The 23,818-nt window shown below is 69.2% G+C and carries 24 protein-coding genes, 2 pseudogenes and 1 riboswitch; of the genes and pseudogenes, 8 read left to right on the forward strand and 18 right to left on the reverse strand.

Annotated features, from left to right (window positions below; genetic code table 11):
* Nucleotides 1-139 precede the first annotated feature (139 nt).
* Nucleotides 140-278: pseudogene (locus tag RH91_RS23575) on the forward strand (amidohydrolase family protein); the annotation flags it as partial.
* Nucleotides 279-470: 192 nt separating this feature from the next.
* On the opposite strand, the gene RH91_RS06155 reads toward RH91_RS23575, so the two are convergent.
* From RH91_RS06155 to RH91_RS06205, 11 genes are read right to left on the reverse strand one after another with little or no spacing between them, the layout of a single operon-like run.
* A complete protein-coding gene (locus tag RH91_RS06155; protein WP_010161734.1) occupies nt 471-1,022 on the reverse strand; it encodes a histidine phosphatase family protein in 552 nt (183 codons plus the stop codon).
* Nucleotides 1,019-1,798 (reverse strand): adenosylcobinamide-GDP ribazoletransferase, encoded by a 780-nt coding sequence (locus RH91_RS06160; protein ID WP_232283418.1) that lies wholly within the window; start codon nt 1,796-1,798, stop codon nt 1,019-1,021. Before RH91_RS06160 ends, RH91_RS06155 begins: the two co-directional genes overlap by 4 nt.
* Nucleotide 1,799: 1 nt before the next feature.
* Nucleotides 1,800-2,819 carry a nicotinate-nucleotide--dimethylbenzimidazole phosphoribosyltransferase gene (gene cobT, locus RH91_RS06165; protein WP_010161737.1) on the reverse strand — a complete coding sequence of 340 codons (1,020 nt, stop codon included), beginning with the start codon at nt 2,817-2,819 and terminating at the stop codon, nt 1,800-1,802.
* Nucleotides 2,816-4,276: a cobyric acid synthase gene (locus tag RH91_RS06170; protein WP_010161739.1), complete on the reverse strand. Its 1,461-nt coding sequence runs from the start codon at nt 4,274-4,276 to the stop codon at nt 2,816-2,818. Before RH91_RS06170 ends, cobT begins: the two co-directional genes overlap by 4 nt.
* Entirely contained in the window at nt 4,264-5,160 is an 897-nt protein-coding gene (gene cbiB / locus RH91_RS06175; protein ID WP_010161740.1) for an adenosylcobinamide-phosphate synthase CbiB, read from the reverse strand. The genes RH91_RS06170 and cbiB overlap by 13 nt, the downstream gene beginning before the upstream one ends.
* 11 nt (nt 5,161-5,171) lie before the next feature.
* Nucleotides 5,172-5,942, reverse strand: coding sequence for an ABC transporter ATP-binding protein (locus RH91_RS06180; protein WP_010161741.1), 771 nt, complete (start codon nt 5,940-5,942; stop codon nt 5,172-5,174).
* Entirely contained in the window at nt 5,939-6,901 is a 963-nt protein-coding gene (locus RH91_RS06185) for a FecCD family ABC transporter permease (protein ID WP_010161742.1), read from the reverse strand. The genes RH91_RS06180 and RH91_RS06185 overlap by 4 nt, the downstream gene beginning before the upstream one ends.
* Nucleotides 6,898-7,707 carry an ABC transporter substrate-binding protein gene (locus tag RH91_RS06190; RefSeq protein WP_029623650.1) on the reverse strand — a complete coding sequence of 270 codons (810 nt, stop codon included), beginning with the start codon at nt 7,705-7,707 and terminating at the stop codon, nt 6,898-6,900. Before RH91_RS06190 ends, RH91_RS06185 begins: the two co-directional genes overlap by 4 nt.
* A complete protein-coding gene (gene cobO, locus RH91_RS06195; protein WP_010161744.1) occupies nt 7,704-8,315 on the reverse strand; it encodes a cob(I)yrinic acid a,c-diamide adenosyltransferase in 612 nt (203 codons plus the stop codon). The genes RH91_RS06190 and cobO overlap by 4 nt, the downstream gene beginning before the upstream one ends.
* Complete coding sequence (locus tag RH91_RS06200) at nt 8,312-9,436, reverse strand: aminotransferase class I/II-fold pyridoxal phosphate-dependent enzyme (RefSeq protein WP_010161745.1); 1,125 nt, start codon at nt 9,434-9,436, stop codon at nt 8,312-8,314. The genes cobO and RH91_RS06200 overlap by 4 nt, the downstream gene beginning before the upstream one ends.
* Before the next feature lie 7 nt (nt 9,437-9,443).
* Nucleotides 9,444-11,378: a TonB-dependent receptor plug domain-containing protein gene (locus RH91_RS06205; protein ID WP_010161747.1), complete on the reverse strand. Its 1,935-nt coding sequence runs from the start codon at nt 11,376-11,378 to the stop codon at nt 9,444-9,446.
* 132 nt (nt 11,379-11,510) lie between these two features.
* Nucleotides 11,511-11,712: riboswitch (cobalamin riboswitch) on the reverse strand.
* Between the two features lie 27 nt (nt 11,713-11,739).
* Between RH91_RS06205 and cobU the strand changes: the two genes are divergently transcribed.
* Nucleotides 11,740-12,261, forward strand: coding sequence for a bifunctional adenosylcobinamide kinase/adenosylcobinamide-phosphate guanylyltransferase (gene cobU / locus RH91_RS06210; protein ID WP_010161748.1), 522 nt, complete (start codon nt 11,740-11,742; stop codon nt 12,259-12,261).
* Between the two features lie 46 nt (nt 12,262-12,307).
* On the opposite strand, the gene dnaN is transcribed toward cobU, so the two are convergent.
* Together dnaN and RH91_RS06220 are read right to left on the reverse strand one after the other, a co-directional pair.
* On the reverse strand, nt 12,308-13,420 hold the full coding sequence (gene dnaN, locus RH91_RS06215; protein WP_010161749.1) for a DNA polymerase III subunit beta: 1,113 nt from the start codon (nt 13,418-13,420) through the stop codon (nt 12,308-12,310).
* Between the two features lie 171 nt (nt 13,421-13,591).
* On the reverse strand, nt 13,592-14,272 hold the full coding sequence (locus tag RH91_RS06220) for an outer membrane protein (RefSeq protein ID WP_010161750.1): 681 nt from the start codon (nt 14,270-14,272) through the stop codon (nt 13,592-13,594).
* 148 nt (nt 14,273-14,420) lie between these two features.
* Here RH91_RS06220 and RH91_RS06225 point away from each other — a divergent pair, with 148 nt between their 5' ends.
* A complete protein-coding gene (locus RH91_RS06225; protein WP_010161751.1) occupies nt 14,421-15,095 on the forward strand; it encodes a histidine phosphatase family protein in 675 nt (224 codons plus the stop codon).
* Nucleotides 15,092-15,595 carry a hypothetical protein gene (locus tag RH91_RS06230; protein ID WP_010161753.1) on the forward strand — a complete coding sequence of 168 codons (504 nt, stop codon included), beginning with the start codon at nt 15,092-15,094 and terminating at the stop codon, nt 15,593-15,595. The genes RH91_RS06225 and RH91_RS06230 overlap by 4 nt, the downstream gene beginning before the upstream one ends.
* An 89-nt stretch (nt 15,596-15,684) precedes the next feature.
* On the opposite strand, the gene RH91_RS06235 is transcribed toward RH91_RS06230, so the two are convergent.
* Entirely contained in the window at nt 15,685-16,659 is a 975-nt protein-coding gene (locus tag RH91_RS06235; protein WP_232283419.1) for a hypothetical protein, read from the reverse strand.
* A gap of 111 nt (nt 16,660-16,770) precedes the next feature.
* Here RH91_RS06235 and RH91_RS23050 point away from each other — a divergent pair, with 111 nt between their 5' ends.
* On the forward strand, nt 16,771-17,268 hold the full coding sequence (locus tag RH91_RS23050; RefSeq protein WP_442852540.1) for an SDR family NAD(P)-dependent oxidoreductase: 498 nt from the start codon (nt 16,771-16,773) through the stop codon (nt 17,266-17,268).
* Here RH91_RS23050 and RH91_RS06240 read toward each other — a convergent pair.
* A complete protein-coding gene (locus RH91_RS06240) occupies nt 17,153-17,692 on the reverse strand; it encodes a TetR/AcrR family transcriptional regulator (RefSeq protein WP_232283572.1) in 540 nt (179 codons plus the stop codon). The two genes, RH91_RS23050 and RH91_RS06240, sit on opposite strands and share 116 nt — an antisense overlap.
* Nucleotides 17,693-17,846: 154 nt before the next feature.
* Between RH91_RS06240 and RH91_RS06245 the strand changes: the two are divergent.
* The 3 genes and pseudogenes from RH91_RS06245 (at nt 17,847) to RH91_RS06255 (ending at nt 21,523) form a co-directional block, all read left to right on the forward strand.
* Nucleotides 17,847-18,644 (forward strand): annotated as a pseudogene (locus tag RH91_RS06245) (SDR family NAD(P)-dependent oxidoreductase).
* A 186-nt stretch (nt 18,645-18,830) separates the two neighbouring features.
* Complete coding sequence (gene rlmN / locus RH91_RS06250) at nt 18,831-20,039, forward strand: 23S rRNA (adenine(2503)-C(2))-methyltransferase RlmN (RefSeq protein WP_026046861.1); 1,209 nt, start codon at nt 18,831-18,833, stop codon at nt 20,037-20,039.
* A gap of 707 nt (nt 20,040-20,746) precedes the next feature.
* Nucleotides 20,747-21,523: a sulfite exporter TauE/SafE family protein gene (locus tag RH91_RS06255; RefSeq protein WP_010161758.1), complete on the forward strand. Its 777-nt coding sequence runs from the start codon at nt 20,747-20,749 to the stop codon at nt 21,521-21,523.
* Here RH91_RS06255 and RH91_RS06260 read toward each other — a convergent pair.
* The 3 genes from RH91_RS06260 to RH91_RS06270 are packed head-to-tail and all read right to left on the reverse strand — an operon-like array spanning nt 21,514 to nt 23,622.
* Complete coding sequence (locus tag RH91_RS06260; protein ID WP_010161759.1) at nt 21,514-21,843, reverse strand: hypothetical protein; 330 nt, start codon at nt 21,841-21,843, stop codon at nt 21,514-21,516. The genes RH91_RS06255 and RH91_RS06260 overlap by 10 nt on opposite strands.
* A complete protein-coding gene (locus RH91_RS06265; protein WP_010161760.1) occupies nt 21,840-23,039 on the reverse strand; it encodes a molybdopterin-dependent oxidoreductase in 1,200 nt (399 codons plus the stop codon). The genes RH91_RS06260 and RH91_RS06265 overlap by 4 nt, the downstream gene beginning before the upstream one ends.
* A complete protein-coding gene (locus tag RH91_RS06270) occupies nt 23,032-23,622 on the reverse strand; it encodes an NADPH-dependent FMN reductase (RefSeq protein ID WP_010161762.1) in 591 nt (196 codons plus the stop codon). The genes RH91_RS06265 and RH91_RS06270 overlap by 8 nt, the downstream gene beginning before the upstream one ends.
* Nucleotides 23,623-23,818 lie beyond the last annotated feature (196 nt).

A 23,818-nucleotide genomic window follows, 5' to 3' on the forward strand; every position in this document is an offset into this window, starting at 1 on the left:
CCACCCCAACCCCTCCCCTGAAGGGGAGGGGCTAAGTTGTCCCCGTCCGCGCAACCCCCACCACGCCCCCGCAGCCGGCAATAAACCCCATCATCGCCTCCAGCGGAGCGTCCGCCCGCCGCGCCCATACCGCACCACCGACGTCTGCGTGATCGCGGCGGGGCGCTATGCATCTGGTCAAGGTCGACGGCGATCCGCTAGCGGATATCGGAACGCTCGAGCGTGTGGCGTTCGTGATGAAGGGCGGCATGATCGTCCGCGGGGGGACTGCGGGGTAAGGGCTGTACTGAGAGGAAAAGCCCCTCCCCTTCAGGGGAGGGGTTGGGGGTGGGGCAGTGTCTCACCGAGAACGCGCTCTGCCAGACTTCCCCACCCCAACCCAGTGTCGGGTGAAGGATGCCCCGCATCCTTCAGGCCATGCCGGGGGCATGGCCGACCCGACACTCCTAAAGGGGAGGGGCTAACCCTTTTCAGTCCCGCAAAACCTCCACCACATCCCCGCACGCCGGAATAAACCCCACCATCGCCTCCAGCGGTTCCCCCGCCTGCCAAGCCCGCACCGCCGCGATCGGCCCACCGTGCGCAATCACCAGCGTGGTCCCGGAACCCGGCAACCGGCCCCACGCCGCGCAGGCCCGTTCCGAGAGATCAAGCCCGGTCTCGCCCCCACCCGGACGAAACCCCGCCGGATCGGTCATCATCCGGTCCATCAGATCCCCGGTCTCACGCCAGATCGCGTGCCACGTCCGGCCCTCCCACGTCCCGAAGTCGCGCTCCAGCCAACCCGTGTCAGCCTGCACCGGAACCCCCCGCCGCCGTGCGATCATCGCGGCCAGCCGCGCCGTCCGCAGCGCCCCGGAATGAACGATCGCATCGATCGGCACCGCCGACAGTTCCTCCGCCAGCCCCCGCGCCATCGCCAGACCCGCGCGGCTCCACCCCATGTCGGAGCGCCCATAGCAACGCTTGCGCCACGCCAGCGCGACCGGCGGATGCCGCACCAGCAGCACCGTCCCGCTCACACCGCCGCCGCCGCGAGCAGCACGACGAGCTGCCCGACATAAGCCGCGAACCCGAGGCAGTCGCCGGTACTTCCGCCGATCCGCCGCCGCAGAAAAGCGGCCAGCCAGAGCAGGAAGACCGCCCCGACCAGCAGGCACGCCAGCATCGACACCGGGCGCAGCAGCACCAGCGGCAGCACCCCCGGCACCGCCAAGACCACCGCCAGCAGCACCCGCCCGAGCGGCACCTTCCCCGCGCGCACCGCCATCCCGTCCCCCCGCACCGGCGCGACGGCCCCTGCGAGCACCACCGCCCACAGCCGCCCCATCGTGGCGGCGGCAACGATCGCCGCGACTACGAGTCCCGCCGGGAGCGCAACGATCGCCGCAAGCCGCAGCGCGACCACCAGCCCGAGCCCGAGCGTCCCGTAACTCCCGATCCGGCTGTCCTTCATGATCCGCAGCGCGGTCTCGCCGTGCGCGGTGCCGCCGAACGCATCGCAGAAATCGGCGACCGCATCCTCATGGAACGCGCCGGTCAGCAGGCCCTCGACCATCAACGCCAGCACCGCCGCGACGACCGGCGGCCACGCCGCGCCCGCGCCAGCGAACACGCCCGCGGTCACCAGCCCGACCAGCGACCCCACCGGCGGCAACCACGCCATCGCGCGCGCGAGGCCATCGGCGGCCTGCTCCCCCGACAGCCGCGCGAGCACCGGCACGGGCACCCGCGTCAGGAATTGCAGCGCGAGCAACGGTGGTGCCCAGGATGGGGCCAGAAACGGGGCGCGCGTCATGTCAGTCCGCCCGCTCCGCGCCGATCGCATCGAGCCGCGCGACATCGTTCAATAGCGCGGCGGCGGCATCGAGCAGCGGCAAGGCAACGAGTGCGCCGCTCGCCTCGCCGAGCCGCATCTCCCATGCGAGCACCGGCTCGAGCCCCAATGCCGCAAGCGCGGCGGCGTGGCCCGGTTCGGCAGAGCGATGCCCCGCGATCATCTGGCGCTTGGTTCCGGGCGCAAGCCGCTCGGCCATCAGCGCGGCGGCGGTCGCGACATAGCCGTCGAGCAGCAGCGTACAGCCGAGCGCCGCCCCACGGGCGTAAAACCCCGCCATCGCCGCGATCTCATAGCCGCAGACCGAGGCGATCGCCGCCGTCGCATCCTCGGCGAGAAGCAGCGTCGCGCGCGCGACCGCATCGGCGACGACGCGCGCCTTGATCGCCAGCGTCGTATCGTCCGCGCCAGCGCCACGCCCGACCGCCGCGTCGGTATCGAGCCCGGTCAGCAATGCGGCCAGGCAAGCCGCGGGAGTGGTGTTGCCGATCCCCATCTCGCCCGCGATCAGCAGCGCCGCGCGCTCCGCGACGGCGCGGTCCGCCTCGTCCGCGCCGACCTGCCACGCGGCGTCGAACTGCGCGGTGGTCATCGCCGGACCGTGCGCGAGGCTGGCACTGCCGTCGCCGACGCGCGCATCACGGAAGAAGGCGGGCGGATCGACCATGCGCGGCCCCGCCACCCCGACATCGACCAGCCGCAACGGGCAATCGTTGGTCGCAGCGAGCGCGTTGCTCGTCGCCTGTCCGGCGAGGATCGTCCCGATCATCATCCCCGTCACCGCCGACGGCCACGCCGACACACCGTCCGCGACGCACCCGTGATCACCCGCGAACAGCACGACGCGGCGGGGCCGCGTGCGTGGATCGCGCCGGTCCTGCGTCAGCGCGAGCGCCACCGCGAGCCGTTCGAGCTGGCCGAGGCTGCGCCGCGGCTTGGCGAGCGCGTCGAGATGGTCCCAGAGCGTCTGTTCGTCGATCATGCGGCTTCCTTTGCGATGGCGATCAGTGCGGCCACGTCGAGCACCCGTTCCAGCGTGGCGGCGATTGCGTTCAGCGCGGCATCGATCGTCTCGCGCCGGTCGAGCCCGTCCGAGCGTGCGCCGAGGCTGGCGACGAGGTGCGCGCGCGCGTCCGGCTGGTCGAACAGGCCGTGGACGTAGCAGCCCCCGATCTGCCCGTCGCGCGCGGTCGCGCCGTCGTGCGCGCCATCGGCGAAGCGGAGCAGCGCGGGGGCATCGGGGTCGACGGTCGTGACCCCGGCGTGGATCTCATAGCCCGCGAACGCTGCGTCGCCCGAGACGAACCACCCCGTAATCGGCCGCGTCCGCTTGTCGCCCCGGATCACGGTATCGACCGGGAGCAGCCCGAGCCCCGCGACCGACCCCGCGTCGCCCTCGATCCCGTCCGGGTCGGCGATCGTCCGCCCGAGCATCTGATACCCGCCGCAAATCCCGAGCACGCGCCCGCCGCGCCGGACGTGCGCGGCGAGATCCACGTCCCACCCCTGCGCGCGCAGGAAGGCGAGGTCGGCAATCGTCGCCTTGGTCCCCGGCAGGATGACCAGCGCGGCATCCCCCGGCAGCGGCGTCCCCGGCGGGATCATCGCGAGCCGCACGCCGGGCTCGTGCGCGAGCGCGTCGAAATCGTCGAAATTGGCGATCCGCGCCAGCATCGGCACCGCGATCAGCGGCCCCGCGCCATCGCCGGTGTCGCGCCCGAGCGCGACCGCATCCTCGGCGGGCAGCCGCGCCGCATCGCTGAGCCACGGCACCACCCCGATGCTCCGCCACCCGGTGCGCGCGGTGATCGCCGCCAGCCCGTCGTCGAACAGCGACACGTCGCCGCGAAACTTGTTGATCAGGAAACCGCGGATCATCGCGGCATCGGCGGGGTCGATCACAGCCTGCGTCCCGACCAGCGCCGCGATCACCCCGCCGCGATCGATATCGCCGACCAGCACGACCGGCACGTCCGCCGCGCGCGCGAACCCCATGTTGGCGATGTCCCCGCGCCGCAGGTTGATCTCCGCGGGCGACCCCGCGCCCTCGACCACGACGATATCCGCTTCGGCGCGCAACCGCTGGTACGCACCGAGCACCTCGGGCAACAAGTCCGGCTTGCGCCGCCAGTAATCGCCGCCGCGTAGCGTCCCCTGCGCCTTGCCGCGCACCACCAGCTGCGAGGTCCGGTCGCTTTGCGGCTTGAGCAGCACCGGGTTCATGTCGACGCTCGGCGCGACCCGCGCGGCGATCGCCTGCAACGCCTGCGCGCGCCCGATTTCGCCGCCGTCCGCAGTGACCGCGGCGTTGTTCGACATGTTTTGCGGCTTGAACGGACGAACCGTGAGCCCGCGATTGGCGAACACGCGGCACAGCCCCGCGACCAGCACCGACTTGCCGACGTCCGACCCGGTCCCCTGCAGCATCAGCGCAGCCATGCGATCCCCCCGACGACAAGCCATAGCAACCCGCAGGCGATCCGATAGCAGCGCAGCGCGCGCGCAAGATCGCGCGCAGCGGGGAGGGGGCCATCTCCCAGGATCGCGCGCGCAGCGGGTTCGCCGTCGTAGCGGACCGGACCGCCGAGCGTCCGCCCGAGCACCCCCGCTATCGCCGCCTCGGGCCAGCCGCCATTGGGTGAGGCGTGACCAGGCGCGTCCCGTAGCATCGTCCGCCAGCCGCCCCGCCCGGCGAGACACAGCAACGCCCCCGCAATCCGCGCCGGAACCCAGTTCACCCCATCGTCCGCCCGCGCCGCCGCCCAGCCGAACCAGACGTAACGCGGCGTGCGATGCCCGATCATCGAATCCGCGGTGTTGATCGCCTTCGCCGCGACCAGCCCGGGCAACCCGAGGAACAGGAACCAGAACGCGGGCGCGACGACGCCGTCGCAGAAGCTTTCGGCAAGGCTTTCGATCGCGGCGGTCGCAACCCCGGCCTCGTCGAGTGTGTCGGTATCGCGCCCGACGATCATCGCGATCGCCGCGCGCGCAGCGGGCAGGTCGCCCGCCAGAAGCGGCCGCAACACCGCAGCGACATGATCATGAAGGCTCCGTTGCGCGAGCCCCGTAGTGCCCACGGCAACCACCAGCACCAGCCCCCAGCCACGCCCCGCACCCCGCTCGATCGCCACGCCAAACACCGCAGACACCGCAATCAACACCGCCAGCAGCGCAACGCCCCCGATCCGCTGCCACGCCGCATCGCCGCGGTTCCACCGCCGATCGAGCGCCGCGATCAGCGCCCCCGCCGCCATCACCGGATGCCACCAGCGGCGCGGATAGCCGAACGCGGCCTCCGCGATCAGCATGGCGAGCAGCATCCCGGCATGGCTCACCGCGCGATCGGCAGAATGAAGCGGTGACCTGCGGGAGTCAGCCCGATCTCGACATCCACGCCATACGCCTCGGCGATCAGCGGCGCGGTGAGCACCGCGTCGGCAGGCCCCGCAGCAACGACCCGGCCGCCCCGCAACAGCACCGCATCGTCCGCGATCCGCGCCGCGAGGTGGAGATCGTGGAGCACCAGCACCACCCCGCTCCCCGCATCCGCGATCGCCCGCAACCGCGCTAAAACATCAAGCTGGTGCGCGGGATCGAGGCTCGCGAGCGGTTCGTCCGCCAGCAGCCAGTCGGGCTCCCCCGCCAGCACCCGCGCCAGCAACGCGCGCCCGCGTTCGCCCCCCGACAGATGCTCGACCCCACGCCCCGCCAGCCCGGTCATGTCGGTCGCCGCCAGCGCGCGCGCGACCGCATCGCGGTCCGCTTCGCTCTCGCCCCAGCGCCCGCGATGCGGCAGCCGCCCGAGCCCCACCAAAGTCGACACGTCGATGTTCCAGTGCACGTCGGCGGCTTGCGGCAACAGCCCGATCGCGCGCGCGCGGACGCGTCGGTCGATCCGCTGTACGTCCGCACCGTCGAGCGTCGCGGCACCATCGTCGGGAACACGCAGCGCTGCGAGGCAAGCGAGCAACGTGCTTTTCCCCGCACCGTTCGGCCCGAGCAACGCGGTCACGCGCCCGCGCCGGAACGCGAAGCTGACCGCATCGAGGACACGCTTGCCCCCCAGCGACAGGCCGATCCCCTCGGCAGCAAGCGTGCTCATGCCAGCCTCCGGCGCATGCGGATCAGCAGATACAGGAAGAACGGCCCGCCCAGCATCGACATCGCGATCCCCAGCCGCAATTCGCTCACCGTCGGCGCGAGCCGGACGAGACTGTCCGCCACCATCAGCAACACCGCCCCGCCAAGCGCGGAGGGAAGCAGGATCGCGGACGGCCGGTTGCCCGCGAACGGGCGCACCATGTGCGGCACGATCAGCCCGACGAATCCGATCACCCCCGCCGACGCCACCGCCGCGCCGACGCACAGCGCTGTCCCCGCGATCACCACGAGTTGCAGCCGCCCCGGATCGACCCCGACCGAGCGCGCCGCCTGTTCGCCGAGCGTCAGGGCATCGAGCGACCGCGCAGTCGTCGCGAGCAGCGCGCTCCCGACCACGATCAGCGGCAGCGCAACCTTGACGTCGTCCCAGCTGCGATCGGTCAGCGCGCCCATCAGCCAGGTCACGATCTGCGATGAAACGAACGGCGTCGGCGCAAGGCTGATCGCGAGCGCGGTGAGCGAGCCGGTGATGCTGGTCAGGATCATCCCCGCGAGCGTGAACAGGATCAGGCTTCCCGAACGTCCAGCGATCAATGCGAGCAACGCCATCGTCGCCCCGGCGCCGACCAGTGCGAACCCCGGCAGCAGCCAGAGCCGCGCCGCGAAGCCGAAATAGAGCGACACCACCGCGCCCAGCGCCGCGCCCGACGACACGCCGAACAGGCCGGGATCGGCGAGCGGGTTGCGTAGATACCCCTGCATCACCGCCCCCGACAACCCGAGCGCACCCCCCACCAGCAGCGCGAGCATTGTGCGCGGGAGGCGCAGTTCGACGATGATGATCGAGCGCGGGTCGGCGGCGGTCCACGCGTCGAGCGGTACCCACACTTTGCCCGCCGCGACCGACAGGCACGCCGCGCAGACCAGCGCGACGACGAGTCCGAGGTTGAGCCGGGTCACGCGGTGAACCCGCGGCGGACCTGCTTTAGCCGCGCCATTGCGTCGATGATCGTCGGTCCGCCGCAATTCATCAGCCGCGCCGGATAGGGCGCGACCGTGATCCGCCGCGCGAGCCGCCTGACCGCCGGGTGCGCGGTCAGCCGATCCTCGCCCGCTTCGGCGGCAGCGACCGACAGCAGCACGCGCGGCGGCTGCGCGATGAGATATTCTAGCGGGAGCACGTCCCATTTCTTGAGGCCGTAGGCTGCACTCATGTTGCGGAACCCCGCGCGGCGGAGCAATTCATCGGGAAGCGTCCCGCTGCCGGGCACGAGCCCGCCGGATTGCCAGATCAGCGCGGGCAGCGGCGTGGCGCGAGCAGGGGTCGCCGCCGCCGTGATCCGCGCCGCCAGCGCAACGCCGCGTTCGACATGCCCGGTCGCGGCAGCGATGTCGCGGACCTGCACGACGCTTTCGGCGACCGACTCCGGCACCGTAAACTGGACGAGCCGGATATGCAGCCGCTTGAGCGCGGCAACCGTCGCGGGCTCGGTATGCGGCCCGGTCAGCACCACGTCGGGCCGCAGCGCGACGACTTCCTCGGCGGTCCCGGAAGTCGCGCGAAAGCGGTTGGCGACGCCGAGCGGGATCGAGGTCGCGCGCGGGTCCTGCGAATAATGGCTGATCCCCGCGATCTGCGCCGGGTCGGCGATGCGCACCAACACCGCGTCGATACACGGGTTGATCGATACGATCCGCGGCGGGCGCGCCGGGGCCGCCGATGCCAGCAGCGCCGCTGCCACGGGCAGGGCGAGCAAACGCCTCAAAACTCGACGCCCTTCTGCGCCGCGAACCCGGCGTTATACGGGTGCTTCACTTCGGTGAAATCGGTGATGAGGTCGGCGATCTCGAGCAGTTCGGGCTTCGCGCCGCGCCCGGTGATGCAGATGTGCTTGGTCAGCGGGCGGTCCTTCAGGAACGCGACGATGTCGGCGATCGGCAGCGTGTCGTTGCGCAGCACGATGTTGAGTTCGTCGAGGATCACGAAGTCGATCGCGGGGTCGAGGATCATCTCCTTCGACCGCTCCCACGCGGCCTTCGCAGCAGCAATGTCGAGTGCGCGGTCCTGCGTGTCCCAGGTGAAGCCTTCGCCCATCACCTCGAAGGTCGCGAGGTCGGGATGCGCCTCGAAGAAGTTGCGCTCGCCCGTCTCCCACTTGCCCTTCACATATTGCAGGATCGCGACCTTCATCCCCCAGCCGATGCTGCGGATCGCCATCCCGAACGCCGAGGAGGACTTGCCCTTGCCGTTGCCGGTGTGGACGATCAGCAGACCGCGCTCGAGCGTGCGGCGCGCCTGCATCCGTTCGCGCGCGGCGGCGATGCGCTTGCTGCGCGCATTGTGGCGGGCGAAATCCTCGGGGGTCTCGGTCATCGGGGGAACTCCTCAAGCGCGGTGGCAAGACGGACGAGGCCAGCCGCACCGCGCGGCAGGCCGATACGGAGCCGGTCGGGCTGATCGGCGAAGGGGCGGGTCAGGATCGCGTGGCGCGCAAGCGTCTCGAACAGGCGGGTTGCCGCCTTGCAGGCGATGAGCCGGAACAACGGCGCGTGGCCGATCAGGTCGAGCCCGGCGTCGCGCAGCACTTCGTCGAGCAGCGTGCCGGTCTCCGCGATCCGCGAGGCTTGCGCCTGGCGCCAGCCGTCGTCGCGATAGGCCGCCGTCCCGATCGCAACCGCGGCGGACGAGACCGGCCAGTCGCCGAGCAGCGTCCGCAAGCGCGTTGCAAGATCCTGACCGGCAACGACGAAGCCGAGCCGCACGCCGGGGAGCCCGTAGAATTTCCCGAACGACCGCAGCATGATCAGCCGGTCGCTCGCGTGCGGGCAGAGGGCGGGGGCGGGGTCGGCATAGGCTTCGTCCACGACGACGGTCATCGTCGTCGCAAGCGTGCGCAGCAGCGCGGGATCGGTGACGCGGCCATCGGGATTGGCGGGCGAGGCGAGCACCAGCAGGTCGGCGTCGTTGAGCGCGCCGCCACCTCCAACTCCCACCGTCACCCCGGGCTTGGCCCGGGGTCCACCGGGGTGCGTATCCCCTGGCCGTGGATCACGCGGCACGGTGGACCCCGGGACAGGCCCGGGGTGACGAATGGGAAGGGATGGGGCGTGACCCACTGCATCCACCGAATCCGCCGAAACCGCCACCGCACCCGGCCACGCCGCGAGATGCCCCGCATAGCCCGGCCGCACCACGCTCGGCCGTTTCGCGCCCAGTAGCGGTGCCAGCACCCGCATCGCAAGGTCGGTCCCCGGCACCGCGACGACCTGTGTCGGATCGGCCACCCCGAACGCCGCCGCCGCCGCCGCCTCGAGTGCGGCGATCGCCCCCGGCTCGGGCAGCCGCTCCCAACCCGGATCGACCCCCGCCACCGGCCACGCCCAGGGTGCGATCCCGGTCGACAGGTCGATCCAGTCCGCCCCCCCGAACGCGGCCCGCGCAGCCTCGACCCGTCCGCCGTGGGCGTGAAACAGGGCGAGGTCGCGGGGTGTCATCGGGCGGTCAATAGGTCAGCCGGATGCCGCCAAAGGCAGCGCGACCGGGTTGCCCATATTGGTAGATCGTCTGGTAGTGCGTATCGAGCACGTTCTCGATCCGGCCGTACACTTCGACCGTCCTGGTGACCGGAAAGGACGCGCGCAGGTCCGCGAGCACATAGCCGTCGAGCCGTCGCGCGTTCGCGGCATCGTCGAAACTGTCGCCGACCGAGGTCAGCGTCGCGCCGGTCGTCAGCCCGAAGGTCCAGCGATAGTCGGCGTTGACGGTGATGCTCTGGCCCGGCCGCCGCGCGAGCGTGTATCCGAACGTGGCGGAACCGGGCGAGCGATCGGTCGCGTCGAGATAGGTGTAGCTCGCGCTGACCGTCAGCGGCGCGACCGGGCGCAGCAGCAGCGTGAGTTCCACCCCCTGCGCGCGGGTCCGTGCGATATTGTCGTAAGTGCCGAACGGGCGATCGGTGCAGATCCCGGTCAATGGTCCGTCGCACGATACGAAGGTGATGAGATCGCGCGAGTTGCGGTGAAAATACGTCGCGCTTGCCTCGACCGCGCCGTCCAGCGCCTTTTGCGTGATACCGGCGTCCCAGCCGTGCGAGCGTTCCGGGGTCAGGCCGGCATTCCCATATTCGCTCTGCAGCTGGTACAGCGTCGGGGCCTTGAACCCTTCGGAATAGCTCGCACGCAGCGTGGTCGCGCCGGCGTTGGGCGAATAGACCCCGCTTCCCGAAAACGTCGTCGCACCGCCGAAGATGTTGTGGTCGTCATGCCGCACGCCGCCCGTCGCGGTCAGCCCGGCGATCGGCGTGATCGCGAGCTGGCCGTAGCCGCTGAACAACCGCGCCCGCCCGCGCGTGACCGGGCCGCCATAGCTCGACGAGGAAAAGCGCGAGACCTCGCGTTCGGCACCGAAGGTCGCGAACACCGCCTTGGTGATGTCCGCCGTCCCCTGATATTCGATCCGGTCGTTGCGGCCGATCCCGCGGAACGTCTCGGTCGGGTCGCTGTCGGGGTCGAAATTGCGGCGGTCGGTATCGGTGTGCGCATAGCCGATGCGGTTGCGCAGGCGCCCGTCGAACAGCGCGGCGTTGAGCCCGGCATAGCCGATCCATTGTTCGGAATCGCCATATTCACGCGTGTCGCCGAACGTGTAGTCGGGCGGCGGGAAGCCATCGAAATCGGTGCGGCTGTTGGTGTAGAAACCCCGCAGGTCAACCGAGACGGTGCTCGCGAGCGCGATCCCGAGGCTGCCGTTGGCGGCATAGCTGCGGAACCCGTCGCGTTCGGTGCCGGGCGCATAGGCCGAGATCCCACCGGTACTATAATACCCGCCGCCGAAGCTCGCCGACACCGGCCCGGCCTTGCCCGAGACGTTGGCGAACCCCTGCCCGGTGCCATCGCCGCCGCCCTCGGCACGTGCGATGATCGCGATGTTCTCGGTCGGCTGGCGGGTGACGAGGTTGACCACCCCGCCGATCGCCTGGCTGCCCCACAACACCGATTGCGCCCCGCGCAGCACTTCGATCCGCGCGATATTGCCGATCAGCAGGTTGCCGAAGTTGAACCCCCCGCCCGGCGCGGACGGATCGTTGAGCTTGATCCCGTCGATCAGCGCGACGGTCTGGTCGCTCTCCGCGCCGCGAATGCTGACCGAGGTCGTGGTGCCGATCCCGCCGTTGCGGACCACGGTGACGCCGGGTGTCTGGCGGAGCAGGTCGGACACGACCACCGCCTGGCGCTGCGTGATGGTGGCGGTGTCCAGAACGGTGACCGACTGGCCGACGGTATCGACAGGGCGTGCCGCGCGGTTGGCGGTGACGACGATCTCCTGCGCGGCATCGGCGGCCTTCTCCAGCCCAGTGGTGGACTGCGCGCTCTGCGCCAGCGCGGGCGCGGCAAGCGCTATGCACGGCAGCACTATCAGATAGGTACAGGTCTTCACGTGGTTCCCCTTCGCAACAGCTCATGGGACCACGCATGGCGATATGCCGGAAAACGACTTCCCGCGACGCACGACCCCAACCATGTCGTCTCGCGAGGAAACCCTCGATCGCTCGGCACTCCCCGGCCGGACGAAGGACAACCGCGACAGGCAGGTCTCCTGGCTTCCGGGTCCTCATCTTGCCCGGCCTTCCCGGATCCGGAGATCCAGTGGCGCACGAAGGAGCAAGACTCGCCGGTCACAGTTGCGGGGACAGCCCCGGATGACGAGCCTGCGCTCGCTTCCGGGTTCCCTTTTCATCCCATCTCTGGGAACCTGTCGCAGCTGCGCGTCTAGAACGCGCGTTGGACAAGGGCAAGCCGTGGCACGATCGACACTATTCCTGGGCGGCGCACGGTCGGGCAAGAGCCGGCTTGCGCAGCAGGCGGCGGAGGCGTGCGACGGACCGCTGACCTATCTTGCGACCGGGGAAGGCCGCGACGATGAGATGGCGGATCGCATCGCCCGGCACCAGGCGGATCGCGGCGCGCGGTGGCGGACGGTGGAATGCCCGCTCGCGCTCCCCGAGGCAATTGGCGCGGTCGGGGCCGGCGCGGTACTGGTCGATTGCCTGACGTTGTGGCTGTCGAACCTGATGCTGGGGGAACATGACATCGCTCGCCGCACCGCGGATCTGCTCGCCGCGATCGCCGGAACGCCGCTGCCGGTAATGATCGTGAGCAACGAGGTCGGGCTGGGGATCGTGCCCGAGCATCCGCTGGGCCGGAGGTTCCGCGACGCCGCGGGGCGGCTCAACCAGGAGGTCGCGGCGCAGGTGGACGCGTGCTATTTTGTCGCGGCGGGACTGGTGTTGCCGCTGCAACCCTTTGGCGGGACGCGCTAGACGTGATCTCGTTCTCCCGCCGGCGCAGGAGAACGAGACCGCGTCCTCAGACGCGCATCGGCATCAGGACGTACAGCGCCGCCGACTTGTCATTCTCGCGGATCAACGTCGGCGCGGCGGCATCGGCGAGGTGGACCTCGATCGTGTCGCCATCGAGCTGCCCGAGGATGTCGAGCAGATAGCGGCTGTTGAACCCGATCTCGAACCCGAGCGCGGTGTATTCGCCCGGGACTTCCTCGGCGGCGGTGCCGTTTTCGGGCGAGCTGACCGACAGGATGATCTTGTCGCGGTCGAGCGCCATCTTGACCGCGCGGGTCTTCTCGGTCGCGATCGTCGAGACGCGGTCGACGCCTTCCTCGAAGCTGCGCGGGTCGATCTTGAGGATCTTGTCGTTGCCGGTCGGGATGACGCGGCTGTAGTCCGGGAAGGTCCCGTCGATCAGCTTGGACGTCAGCAGCGCCTGCCCGAGATCGAAGCGGATCTTGGTCGGCGACATCGACACGCCGACCGAGCCGTCGATCTCGTCGAGCAGCTTGCGCAGCTCGGCGATGCACTTCCGCGGGATGATGATGTCGGGCATCGTCTCCGCGCCATCCGGCCGCGGCATGGTCACGCGCGCAAGACGGTGGCCGTCGGTTGCGGCGGCCTTGAGCACGGGGAGCGGATCCTCTGACACGTGCCAGAAGATGCCGTTCAGATAATAGCGCGTTTCCTCGGTCGAGATCGCGAAGCGCGTCTTGTCGATGATCTGCTTGAGCGTCTCGGCGGGCAGCTCGAAGCTGACCGGGAGCTCGCCCTCGGCGATCACCGGGAAATCGTCGCGCGGCAGCGTGCCGAGCTGGAACTTGGCGCGTCCCGCCATGATCGTCATCTTGCCCTCGGCCGCGCTGAGCGACACCTGGCTACCCTCGGGCAGTTTGCGTGCGATGTCGAACAAGGTGTGCGCCGACACGGTGGTCGAGCCCGGCTGGTCGACCGCGGCCGCGATCGTCTCGTTGATCTGGAGATCCAAATCGGTCGCCATCAGCTTGAGGCCACCTTCGGCGGTCGCCTCGATCAGCACGTTGGACAGGATTGGAATGGTATTGCGCCGCTCGACCACCGACTGGACGTGGCTGAGCCCCTTCAACAAGGTTGCGCGTTCGATCGTCGCCTTCATGCCGTTCCCCCGGGCCGCCGCCCCATTTTCAGCCCATTCCGGTGCGCACCGGGGGCAATTCGCCGTGTGCCTTTCCTTAAACATAAAAGGGGCCGGAGCAAGCGCCCCGACCCCTCTTTCCCGCAGCTAATCAGCCGTGGGCCGTCTCGTTTCCGGTCGTAAGCGACCGAATCAGAAGCGGAAGCCGACGCCGGCGAGAACCTGGTGACGGTCCGTGTCGACGCTGAAGTTGTTGGTGTTGGCACCATTCGCGAACTCAAGACGTGCGTTGCCGTAGTTCGAATAGCGATATTCGAGCTTGGCATAGGTGCGCGCCGTGATCGCCTGCTCGACGCCTGCGCCGACCCGGTAGCCGTCCAGCGTATAATGCTGGCCGGTGGTGACCGTGCCGTTGTTCGCGGTCAGATCGAGGCGGGCGTTGGTGTAACCGCCCTTGACGTACAGCAGCATGGTCGGCTGAAGCTTGTAGCCGACGCGCGCGCCGGCATAGAAGTCACGACCGGCCTTGACGCGGCCGTAGCCGAGCGCGGCTGCATCGACCGGGTTGTTGGTGACCTTGCTGGTCGACCCGGTGACTTCGCCTTCGACGCCGAACACGAAGCGGCCGCCGTTGTCGATGTCATAGCCGATGTCGCCGCCATAGGTCAGGCCGTCGGCACCGCGGTCGCCGCGGATGCTCGATCCGTCGGTGCTGCCGGGCTGCAGCTTGTCATAGCCGAGCAGGACGCCGGCACGCGGGCCGTTGAACGCGCGGTCGGGGGAATTGGTGGGCGGGCCGTCCTGGGCCAGTGCGGGGGCAGCCATGCCGAGGCCGAGAACGGCGGTGGCGGCGGTGAGGACGATCTTGCGCATTGGGGTAACTCCATGGTGTTCGCCCGCCGGTTCCAAATCCTTAACAGCGGGGAAGGCTCAGATAGGCGCTCGCCGAAGGCCTTGCATGAACCTCAGATAAACACGGAAAACCGTTGCTTTTGCGCCACACGGGGTTGAAGGAACGCCCATGAATTCCAACGCCCCGATACTGTCGCAAACCGCCCCGAAGTCGCCACGCGGCGGCCGCGATTACATTGCGCGGCACGGCGAAACCGTCTTCAACGCCGCAGGGCGCCTGCAGGGGGAGCACCCGCACACGCCGCTGACCCGCGCCGGTTTCGCGCAGGCGGAGGAAATGGGGCGGGTGTTGCGGCAGAAATTGGGCGCCAAGCCCGCACTGACCTTGTGGGCCTCGCCGACCGGGCGCGCATTGCAGACGCTTGCGGTGATCGCGGAGCATCTCGAGCTCGATTGGCACGGCGCACACACCGATTCGCGGCTGGTCGAGATCGGCACCGGCGACTGGGCGGGGCGCTATTATGCCGATCTCGCGGCGGAAGGGCTGAAGGTCGTGGATCGCGAGACCGGGCTGTTGCATCCCGCCCCGGGCGGCGAACACTATCCCGCGATCGCCGCACGCGTATCGGGCTGGCTCGCGGATACCGACGCCGATCCGGGCGACCGGCTCGTCATCATGCACGGCGTCTCCAGCCGGGTGCTGCGCGGGGTGATGACCGGAGGCGCGGACTTGCCGGGCTATGGCGCGCCCGCATTGCCCGGGCTGCCGCAGGGCTCGATCGTGCTGATCGAGCGCGGAGTCGAGACGCTGGTCCATCGCGGCGCGGGGCATGCGCCCGCGTGATCCGGCGGCTGCTGGCGGTGCTGGCGTTGGCCGCGCTCCCGGCGGGGGCGGGGGCGCGCGAGACGCTCGGCGTGTTCGACCGGTGGGGCGCGTTCAGCGACTCCGCGCCGGGCCGCTGCTTCGCGATCGCCGAGCCGGTGCGCGCGGGCGGCGCGTCGCGCTGGCGGCCGTTCGCGAGCATCGCGAGCTGGCCGGGGCGGGAGGCTGGAGCGGGACGGGTGCGGAACCAGCTCCACATCCGGCTGAGCCGGGAGCGCGATCGCCAGGCGCGCGTCACGCTGTCGGTCGGGGACCGCCGCTTCGACCTGACCGCGACCGCTGCCGACGCTTGGGCGCCCGATGCGCGGACCGACGCCGCGATCGTCTCGGCGATCCGCTCCAGCCGGAGCATGAGCGTCGAGACGCTGGGGCAGGCCGGGGGGCCGTTCGCGGACGTCTATGCGCTGAAGGGCGCGGCGACCGCGATCGATGCGGCGGCGATTGCCTGTCTCGGCCGGTAACGGGCAGCGCGGCGAACGCAGCGAAGGTTGCACGGACCGGGCACGGGCGTCTCATATAAGCTATTGTTATATTGGCAAAATACCGTGATTCACGCCTGCGCGCCGACGAGGCCGTAATAGACCGTTCCGTCGGCCGCCGTGATCGTGACGAGCAGCGCGACCTCGGTCCCGCGCGGGCCGTACAGCGCGCCTTCGAAGCTGCCCGTGACGCCCGAAGCGGTGTAGGTCGCGGTGCCGCTGACCCGGCCGGTCGACGGATCGACCACGCCGACCAGCGTGATCGGCTGTGGGGTGACGGGCGGGCCGTAGATGGACGAGCCCGTTCCCCCCAGCGACGCGGGATAGAAAGCGGTGCTGCCGCTGACCGACCGCGCGCCATAGTCGATCGCGAGCGACGCCGTCGCGCCGGTGCCGCCATAAACGAAGGTCGAGGTGAGGGTGGACTGCCCGCGCAGGATGACGGTCCCCGCAGTGGGAAGGTCGCTCGCAAGCGTCCGCGCACCGAACAACAGATAGCGCAGCACGCGATTGTCGGGGTCGGTCGTATCCTGCCACGTGACATAGCCGGCATAGCTCAGGCCGATCCCGGCGCCATTGGCATCATAGCCGAGATCGACCGGCTTGCGGGAAAGGCTTTGGGGTGACCCGACCGACGTATCAAAGGATGCGCTCCCGCTTCCCTGCACTTGCGTGCCGACCGTGAGCGCCGCGCTGCCGTAGCGGGCCTTGTACTGCCGCGTCGCCACCGTGAAATCGAACCCCTGCGCTGCCGACTCCTGATCGAGGCGTGTCAACGGGGACGCCCCGCGGGGTTGCTGCAACGTGTAGCCAATCGCGGTGAAGACGCGATCGCGCGTGAAGTCCGACGCAGCGGCATAGCTTGGCTGGGGTGTGGGCGTGGGTGTCGGCGAGGGGGTGGGGGTGGGGGCGGCTCCCGATGGTCCGGCCGGGACGACCGCGACATCGCCGCCCCCGCCCCCGCCGCTGCCGCTCCCGCTGCACGACGCCGTTATCAGGCCTATCCCGACCAGCACGCACCAGTTCGTCTTTGCCAGTACCGTCATTCGTCCGTCCCCCCGACCCGGCGGGACGAATAGCGGGATCAGGAGGGGCCGACAAACCCTTCCCGCACGATGGTGCAACGCCGAATAGGCGCGGCGTGACGGATTTGAGGTGTGGGAGACTTGCGGGGAACCAGGCGGCCAGGCTTCCTCACAAGGCGGCAGCGACGGCATCGGCTTAACATCCGCGCAACTCCTCGTGGCGTGATCGTCCGCAACGGTTCGATTGCGGGGTTCGAGGCGTATCCGTCCCAGTCGCTGTATCATGCCAGCAAGGCGGCGGTTCGCTCCGTTGCACGGAGCCGGACGAACGATCTGACGGGCCGCGGCATCCGCGTGAACGTCGTCTTGCCGGGCAGCGCCGACACCCCCTTGGTGCCAAACGTCTTCGACGGCTCGCCCGATGCAGCCGGCGGAGCCTTCTCGCCATACGCCGATCGCCAGAGAGTGCGCTCCGGAACCGGTATCGCGCACGGTATCTTCAATCGATCGAAGTCTATCCGGCTTCGAGCGGAGCGGTGGCCGGCACGGCGTCGAGCGCGACGCTCACGGCCGCTTGCAGTTCCGCCAGACTGTACCCGTCCCGCGCCTGGATGGCCAAACCCTGCATGATCGCCGTGATGAACCGCGACAGACGCTCCGCGGGCTCTGCCGTCAGCCACTGCCGCAGTTTCTCCGCCAGCAAGGTGCGGAAGGCGGCACGACGCTGGACGAGTTCCTGCGCAAGCTCGGCATGGTCCGGATGGCTGGCGATCATCCCGGTGTTGAGCATGCAGCCGATCTCTCCCTTCGGATCGAGCAATCCCCGGGCGGTGCCGTCGAGCAGAAGGCGCACAGCTTCCCGAAGCGACCCCGCCGCATCCATGAACGACAGATCGGAGGCTCCGCGGAAATCTGCGTACCGGTCGAGCGCTTCGCGATAGAGCGCCGCCTTGTTGCCGAACGCGGCATACAGGCTGGGTGCCGCGACACCCAGCTCCGCCGTGAGCTGCTGGAACGATACACCCTCATAACCGTGCCGCCAGAACAGACGCATGGCGCTGTCCAACGCAGCGTCCCGGTCGAACCCGCGGGGTCTTCCAATCGGTCGGTTTGACGGGGTTTCCATAATGCCCGTTAAACAACGATTGACAGGCGGACGCAACCAATCCATTCTTTTATGACCGTTAAAGAATACTGAGGTGATACCAATGCCGTCAGCCAATCCCATCGCCGTCATCACCGGGGCATCCTCCGGCATCGGTGCGGTGTACGCCGATCGCCTCGCGGCGCGCGGCTATGATCTCGTGCTGGTGGCGCGCCGGATCGATCGCTTGTGAACGCTGGCGGACAGCCTGTCGGCGGCGCACCAAGTCGAGGTCCAGGCGATCGAGGCCGACCTCACCGACGAAGCAGGCCTTGCACGGGTCGAGCAGCTGCTACGCTCCGACGAGCGGATCGCGCTGCTGGTGAACAACGCGGGCAATGGCAAGCTGAGCGGCACCCTCGACATGTCCGATGCCGATACGGCCTCGACGATCGCGCTCAACCTCGTCGCGCCCACCCGGCTGGCTCGCGCCGTCCTGCCTGCGTTCGTGAAGCGGGATGCCGGTGCGATCATCAACATCGCGTCGGTCATGGCGCTGCACGTGCTTCCCATCACGACGCTGTACAGCGCGACGAAGAGCTACGTGGTGATGTTCAGCCGTGGGCTGCAAGGCGAGTTGCAGGGGACCGGCGTTCGCGTCCAGGTTGTCCTTCCGGCAGCTACTGTAACCGAATTCTACGACCAGGCCGGTCTTCCGCTTTCGGCGCTCGATCCTGCGGTCGTCATGACGGCGGAAAATCTGGTCGATGCGGCGCTTGCCGGTTTCGATACGGGCGAGGCGGTGACGCTTCCTTCGGTCCACGATGCCGAACTCTGGACCGCCTATGACGCAGCGCAGGATGCGCTATTTGGTGCCACGCAGGTCGGCAGTCCGGCACCGCGCTACGCCCCGGCTGTTTGAGCAAGTCCCAATCTGGGCAGGTCCCGGCAAATCGTGCCGAGTCGCGGCTTCGTTCTTCCGGTCCCTCCGGTGATCGCGCCGCCAGGGGGCCGGCCCGAGGGCGGGCGGCAGCCGCGCTGGCCTGCCGTGCGCGTTCCCGCCGTACGGGGAGTGGAAAAACCGTGCGTTTTGCCCTATGTGCGCCCCATGCAGACAGCACCAGCCTTCTCCATGCCCATCCCGGGGCATATCGACCCTGTACCCGTGCCTCGCGCATTGGTGCCGCGCAGCGACGGGCGGATCGATCTGCTCGGCCTGTCCAAGCCCGATCTGCGGATGGCGCTCGAGACCTCGCAGCTCGACCCCAAGCAGGCGAAGCTGCGCGCCAAGCAATTGTGGCACTGGATCTACAATCGCGGCGTCACCGACTTTTCGCTGATGACCGACATCTCGAAGACGATGCAGCCGTGGCTCGAGCAGCGCTTCACGATCAGCCGCCCGCAAGTGGTCGAGGCGCAGGTGTCGACCGACGGGACGCGCAAGTGGTTGCTGCGGACCGACGACGGCAATGATTACGAGATGGTGTTCATCCCCGATGCGGACCGCGGCACCTTGTGCGTGTCGAGCCAGGTCGGCTGCACGCTCAACTGCCGCTTCTGCCACACCGGCACGATGCGGCTGGTGCGCAACCTGACCCCAAGCGAGATCGTCGGGCAGGTGATGCTCGCGCGCGATGCTTTGGGCGAATGGCCGAGCCAGCCCGAGGGGCGGATGCTCACCAACATCGTGATGATGGGGATGGGCGAGCCGCTCTACAATTTCGACAATGTCCGCGACGGGTTGAAGATCGTGATGGACGGCGACGGGATCGGCCTGTCGCGGCGGCGGATCACTTTGTCGACCTCGGGCGTCGTGCCGCTGATGGCGCGCGCGGGCGAGGAGATTTCGGTCAACCTCGCGGTGTCGCTCCATGCCGTCACCAACGAGATCCGCGACGAGATCGTCCCGATCAACCGCAAGTATAAGCTCGAACAGGTGCTGCAGGCGTGCGCGGACTATCCGGGCGCGAACAATGCGCGGCGGATCACGTTTGAATATGTGATGCTCAAGGACAAGAACGACAGCGACGCGGATGCGCGCGAGCTGGTGCGGTTGCTTAAACTTTATGATCTGCCGGCGAAGGTCAATCTGATCCCGTTCAACCCGTGGCCGGGCGCGCCGTATGAATGCTCGACGCCGGAGCGGATCAAGGCGTTTTCGAACATCGTGTTCGACGCCGGGATCAGCGCGCCGGTCCGCACCCCGCGCGGGCGCGATATCGATGCGGCCTGCGGTCAGCTCAAGACCGCGAGCGAGAAGAAGACGCGCGCCGAGCTCGATCGGCTGGCGGAGGAGAAGCAGGCGGCGCTGGGGTGAGGGGGGCGGGGGGTTTCGCGGCCCGTGCCGGTCCCACAACTCGCCGTCACCCTGAACGCGTTTCAGGGTCCACCGTCCCGCAACTCCGGTCCGAGCCTGTTGCGCGGTGGATGCTGAAACAAGTTCAGCATGACGGGGGTGTTGGGGGGTGGCGCGTCCTGATCGGCCGTGCGATTCTCATCAGCGTTGCGTTCCCACGCCGCCGTCACCCTGAACGCGTTTCAGGGTCCACCGTGCCGCGGGGGCGGTCCGTGCCTGTTGCACGGTGGATGCTGAAACGAGTTCAGCATGACGGGGGTGTTGGGGGGTAGCGCGTCATGATCGGCCGTGCGTTTCTCAACAGCGTCCCTTTCCACGCCGCCGTCACCCTGAACTCGTTTCAGGGTCCACCGTGCCGCGGGGGCGGTCCGTGCCTGTTGCACGGTGGATGCTGAAACAAGTTCAGCATGACGGGGGTGTTGGGGGGTAGCGCGTCATGATCGGCCGTGCGTTTCTCAACAGCGTCCCTTTCCACGCCGCCGTCACCCTGAACGCGCTTCAGGGTCCACCGTGCCGCAAGTCCGGTCCGAGCCTGTTGCGCGGTGGATGCTGAAACAGGTTCAGCATGACGGCAGGAGGTGGATGGCACGCGCAACTGCGCCACCCGACCAACCCGACCCTATATCTTGCCTCGATCCGCCCGCTGCGGCACAGGCGTCCGGCACAAGATGCGGCAGGACGGAGGCGCGGTGACCCTGACGACAATCGGCCTGTCCGCGGGCGCGGGCATCCTCGGCGGCGCGATGAACGCGCTGGCGGGCGGGGGCACGTTCGCGACGCTGCCCGCGCTGATCGCGCTCGGGCTGCCCGCCAATACCGCCAATGCGACCTCGAACGTCGCGCTGCTGCCGGGCGCGGCGACGAGCAGCTGGGCGTTTCGCAAGGAGCTTCAGCCGGTCGGCGGGGTCAATGTGTGGCTGCTCGGGGCGATCACCTTCGTTGGCGGGCTGGCGGGGAGCGCGCTGCTCGTGGTGACGCCGACGCGCGCGTTCGACCTGATCATCCCGTGGCTGCTGCTGTTCGCGTTCGTCGTGATCGCGTTCGGGAAGCAGGCCGCCGATGCGCTCCACAGCCGGGTCGCGATCGGGCAGCGGACGCTGATCGCGGCGCAGACGTTGCTCGGCGTCTACGGCGGCTATTTCGGCGGCGGGGTCGGGTTGATGACGACCGCGATCTACGGGTTGCTCGCGGGGGTGTCGCCGCGCGCGCTGTTCGCGCCGCGCACGTTGATGCTCGCGCTCGCCAATGCCGCCGCCGCGATCGTGTTCATCGCGGGCGGGCTGGTCGCGTGGGCGGCGGCGGTGCCGATGCTGGTCGGCGCGATCTTCGGCGGGTGGATCGGCGCGATCGTGGGCAAGCGGCTGTCCCCCGGGCTGGTGCGCGGGTGGACGCTGTTCGTTACCGCCGCGACGACGATCGTGTTCTTCGCGCGCGCCTATTTCTGATTCGGGAGCGTCAGCAGCGCGGCAAGGATCCTGGGGTCGTCCTTCGGGTCGATCGAGGCCTTGTAGGCGGTGCGCATCTTGCCGATCTCGGTCGTCCAGGTCTTGGCGTCGAGCTTCGGCTGCGTCAGCAACTGCTCGGCCGAATGGCAGGCGGTGCAGTTGGTCGTCAGGATCTCCGCGCTTGTGGGGAGCGTCGCGGTCTCGGGCGGGAGCGTGATCGACTGCGAGGTCAGCGCGATCGCGGTGGGCGCGGGGGTTGCCTCGGGCGCACGGTGGCACGCGCCGAGCAGCAGCAGCGCGACGAGCGGGGCGCGCGTCATGCCACCACCACGCGCGTGGTTTCGATGCTGCTGCGCATATAGCCTCCGGGGTTCCAGATCGGCGAGGCCTTCTGGCCAGCGCCGCGCATGTTGACGGTGCGCACCGCGATCTCGTGCGATCCGCGCGGCAGGCCCGCCAGCGGTATCGCCCAGCGGCGGAAGCTGTAGGGGCCGTGGTCCGGACCAAGCTGCGCCGCCTTCCAGCTTCGCCCGCCGTCGAGCGACACCTCGACCTTCGCGACACCCGCGTCGCCGCCCAGCGCGATCCCGCGCGCTTCCTGCGGCGTGGTGCGGGTGAAGAAGGCGCGCGGCGGCATCCGGCCGATCGGGACGGTCGCGAAATCCTTCGCGCCGGGCTGCACGCCCGCGTCGGCGGTCGCGGGGATGCGATACGCCTTTTCCATCCAATAGCCGGTGTCGGGCGCGGTCAGCAGCTCGATCGAATCGAGCGCCTTGATCCAGTAGGTCGAATAATAGCCCGGGACGATCAGCCGCAGCGGGAAACCGTTGAGCAGCGGGAGCGCGGCGCCGTTCATCCCGTAGGCGACGATCACGTCGTCGGTGCGCGCATGGTCGAGCGCGAGGCTCTTGGCGAAATGCGGTGCCTCGCCCGGGGCCTGGTCGAGCCCGGAGAGCTTCACCTGCACCACGCCCGGCGCGACACCCGCGCGGTCGAGCAGGTCGCGCAGCCGCACGCCGGTCCAGCGCGCATTGCCCATCGCGCCATTGCCCCATTGCGCGCCCGGCACGCGCGGCGCGAACAGCCCGCGCGAATTGCCCGAACACTGGTTGACGGCCGCGATCTCCACCTTGGGCATCGCCTGGATGTCGGTCAGTGAGAGCGCAGTCGCGCGCTTGACCGCGCCACCGATCTTGAGCCGGAACGCCGCTGCGTCGACCGACAGCGGAATGTCGGCATAATGCCAGCGGACGTAGAACCGGTCGTTCGGGGTGAACGGATCGTCGCCGAGCGCGCCGTCGAACGCCGCCATCGGGGTTTCCAGCAGCGGCGCACGGCTGCGTTGCAGGATCATCCCCGTCTTGCCGGGAAAGGCGTCGGTCAGCGGTCGCTGGCCCGTGCCGTCCGAGAGACCGAGGTCGACCATCGCCTGCGCCCAGAGCGGGGCGCTGGCGAGCGCGCCGACGCCGAGGCCCCCGAGCGCGAGCGCGGCGCGGCGGTCGACGGGCTCAGCCATGCTGGATCGCCACCGGCACGAACCGCGCGACCTGCTTGCCGACCAGCGAGAGCTGTTCGATCACCGCGGCATCGTTCGCGCCGCCATCCTCGTCGAACTTGGTTAGCTGCGTGTTGACCGCGGCGGCGAACGGCGTCGGCCAGCCGCGCAAAGCGTGGACGATCGAGCGCAGCGCGGCGATCGTGCTGCCGGTCGCCTGCCAGCCATAAGCGGTCGCGATCAGGCCGACCGGCATGTCGGCGAGATACTGGCGATGCGGGTCGCGCGCGGTTTCCTCGAGCAGGTCGAGCGCGTTCTTGACCACGCCCGAGATGCTGCCGTGATAGCCGGGCGAAGCGATGATGATCGCGGATGCCTGGCGGATCGTGTCGACGAATTCGGTTTCGTCGGGCGTGCGGGTCGTCGCCTTGGGATCATAGAGCGGGAGCCGCGCCATGTCCGCGCCGCCGAACATGCGGGTGCGGAAGCCTTCGCGCCCCGCCGCGTCGAGCGCGATGCGCAGCGCGCGTTCGGTCGAGGAGATACCGCCGATCGTCCCGCCGATCCCGACGACGAGGGGCTGATCGGATACGGGTTCGGCCATCGGGGCAGGGCTTTCGGCTGGGTCCAAACGGACCGGGAGCGCGCTCAATAGCCCGGCAGGGCAATTGTCTCAATGCTTCTGACTGCCCCTCTGACTGCCCGCCTGACTGCGGTGTCATATCGGGATACGCAACATTGCTCGCGCCACGGCACCGGGCCTGCTAAAAGCACGCGATGCTGTCCCCCTGCTTGCGCGA

This window comes from Sphingomonas sp. PAMC 26617 (assembly GCF_000242835.1).
GTDB lineage: Bacteria > Pseudomonadota > Alphaproteobacteria > Sphingomonadales > Sphingomonadaceae > Sphingomonas.

Coding starts and splice junctions, on each gene's coding strand:
- RH91_RS06200 (WP_010161745.1), bottom strand. CDS start 9,436: ATGACACCCCGCGACCTCGCCCTGTTTCACGCCCACGGCGGACGGGTC.
- cobO (WP_010161744.1), bottom strand. CDS start 8,315: ATGACCGAGACCCCCGAGGATTTCGCCCGCCACAATGCGCGCAGCAAG.
- RH91_RS06255 (WP_010161758.1), top strand. CDS start 20,747: ATGCGGCAGGACGGAGGCGCGGTGACCCTGACGACAATCGGCCTGTCC.
- RH91_RS06180 (WP_010161741.1), bottom strand. CDS start 5,942: ATGAGCACGCTTGCTGCCGAGGGGATCGGCCTGTCGCTGGGGGGCAAG.
- RH91_RS06225 (WP_010161751.1), top strand. CDS start 14,421: ATGAATTCCAACGCCCCGATACTGTCGCAAACCGCCCCGAAGTCGCCA.
- dnaN (WP_010161749.1), bottom strand. CDS start 13,420: ATGAAGGCGACGATCGAACGCGCAACCTTGTTGAAGGGGCTCAGCCAC.
- RH91_RS06265 (WP_010161760.1), bottom strand. CDS start 23,039: ATGGCTGAGCCCGTCGACCGCCGCGCCGCGCTCGCGCTCGGGGGCCTC.
- RH91_RS06160 (WP_232283418.1), bottom strand. CDS start 1,798: ATGACGCGCGCCCCGTTTCTGGCCCCATCCTGGGCACCACCGTTGCTC.
- cobT (WP_010161737.1), bottom strand. CDS start 2,819: ATGATCGACGAACAGACGCTCTGGGACCATCTCGACGCGCTCGCCAAG.
- RH91_RS06270 (WP_010161762.1), bottom strand. CDS start 23,622: ATGGCCGAACCCGTATCCGATCAGCCCCTCGTCGTCGGGATCGGCGGG.
- RH91_RS06260 (WP_010161759.1), bottom strand. CDS start 21,843: ATGACGCGCGCCCCGCTCGTCGCGCTGCTGCTGCTCGGCGCGTGCCAC.
- rlmN (WP_026046861.1), top strand. CDS start 18,831: ATGCAGACAGCACCAGCCTTCTCCATGCCCATCCCGGGGCATATCGAC.
- RH91_RS06220 (WP_010161750.1), bottom strand. CDS start 14,272: ATGCGCAAGATCGTCCTCACCGCCGCCACCGCCGTTCTCGGCCTCGGC.
- RH91_RS06240 (WP_232283572.1), bottom strand. CDS start 17,692: ATGCGTCTGTTCTGGCGGCACGGTTATGAGGGTGTATCGTTCCAGCAG.
- RH91_RS06170 (WP_010161739.1), bottom strand. CDS start 4,276: ATGGCTGCGCTGATGCTGCAGGGGACCGGGTCGGACGTCGGCAAGTCG.
- cbiB (WP_010161740.1), bottom strand. CDS start 5,160: ATGCTGCTCGCCATGCTGATCGCGGAGGCCGCGTTCGGCTATCCGCGC.
- RH91_RS06235 (WP_232283419.1), bottom strand. CDS start 16,659: ATGACGGTACTGGCAAAGACGAACTGGTGCGTGCTGGTCGGGATAGGC.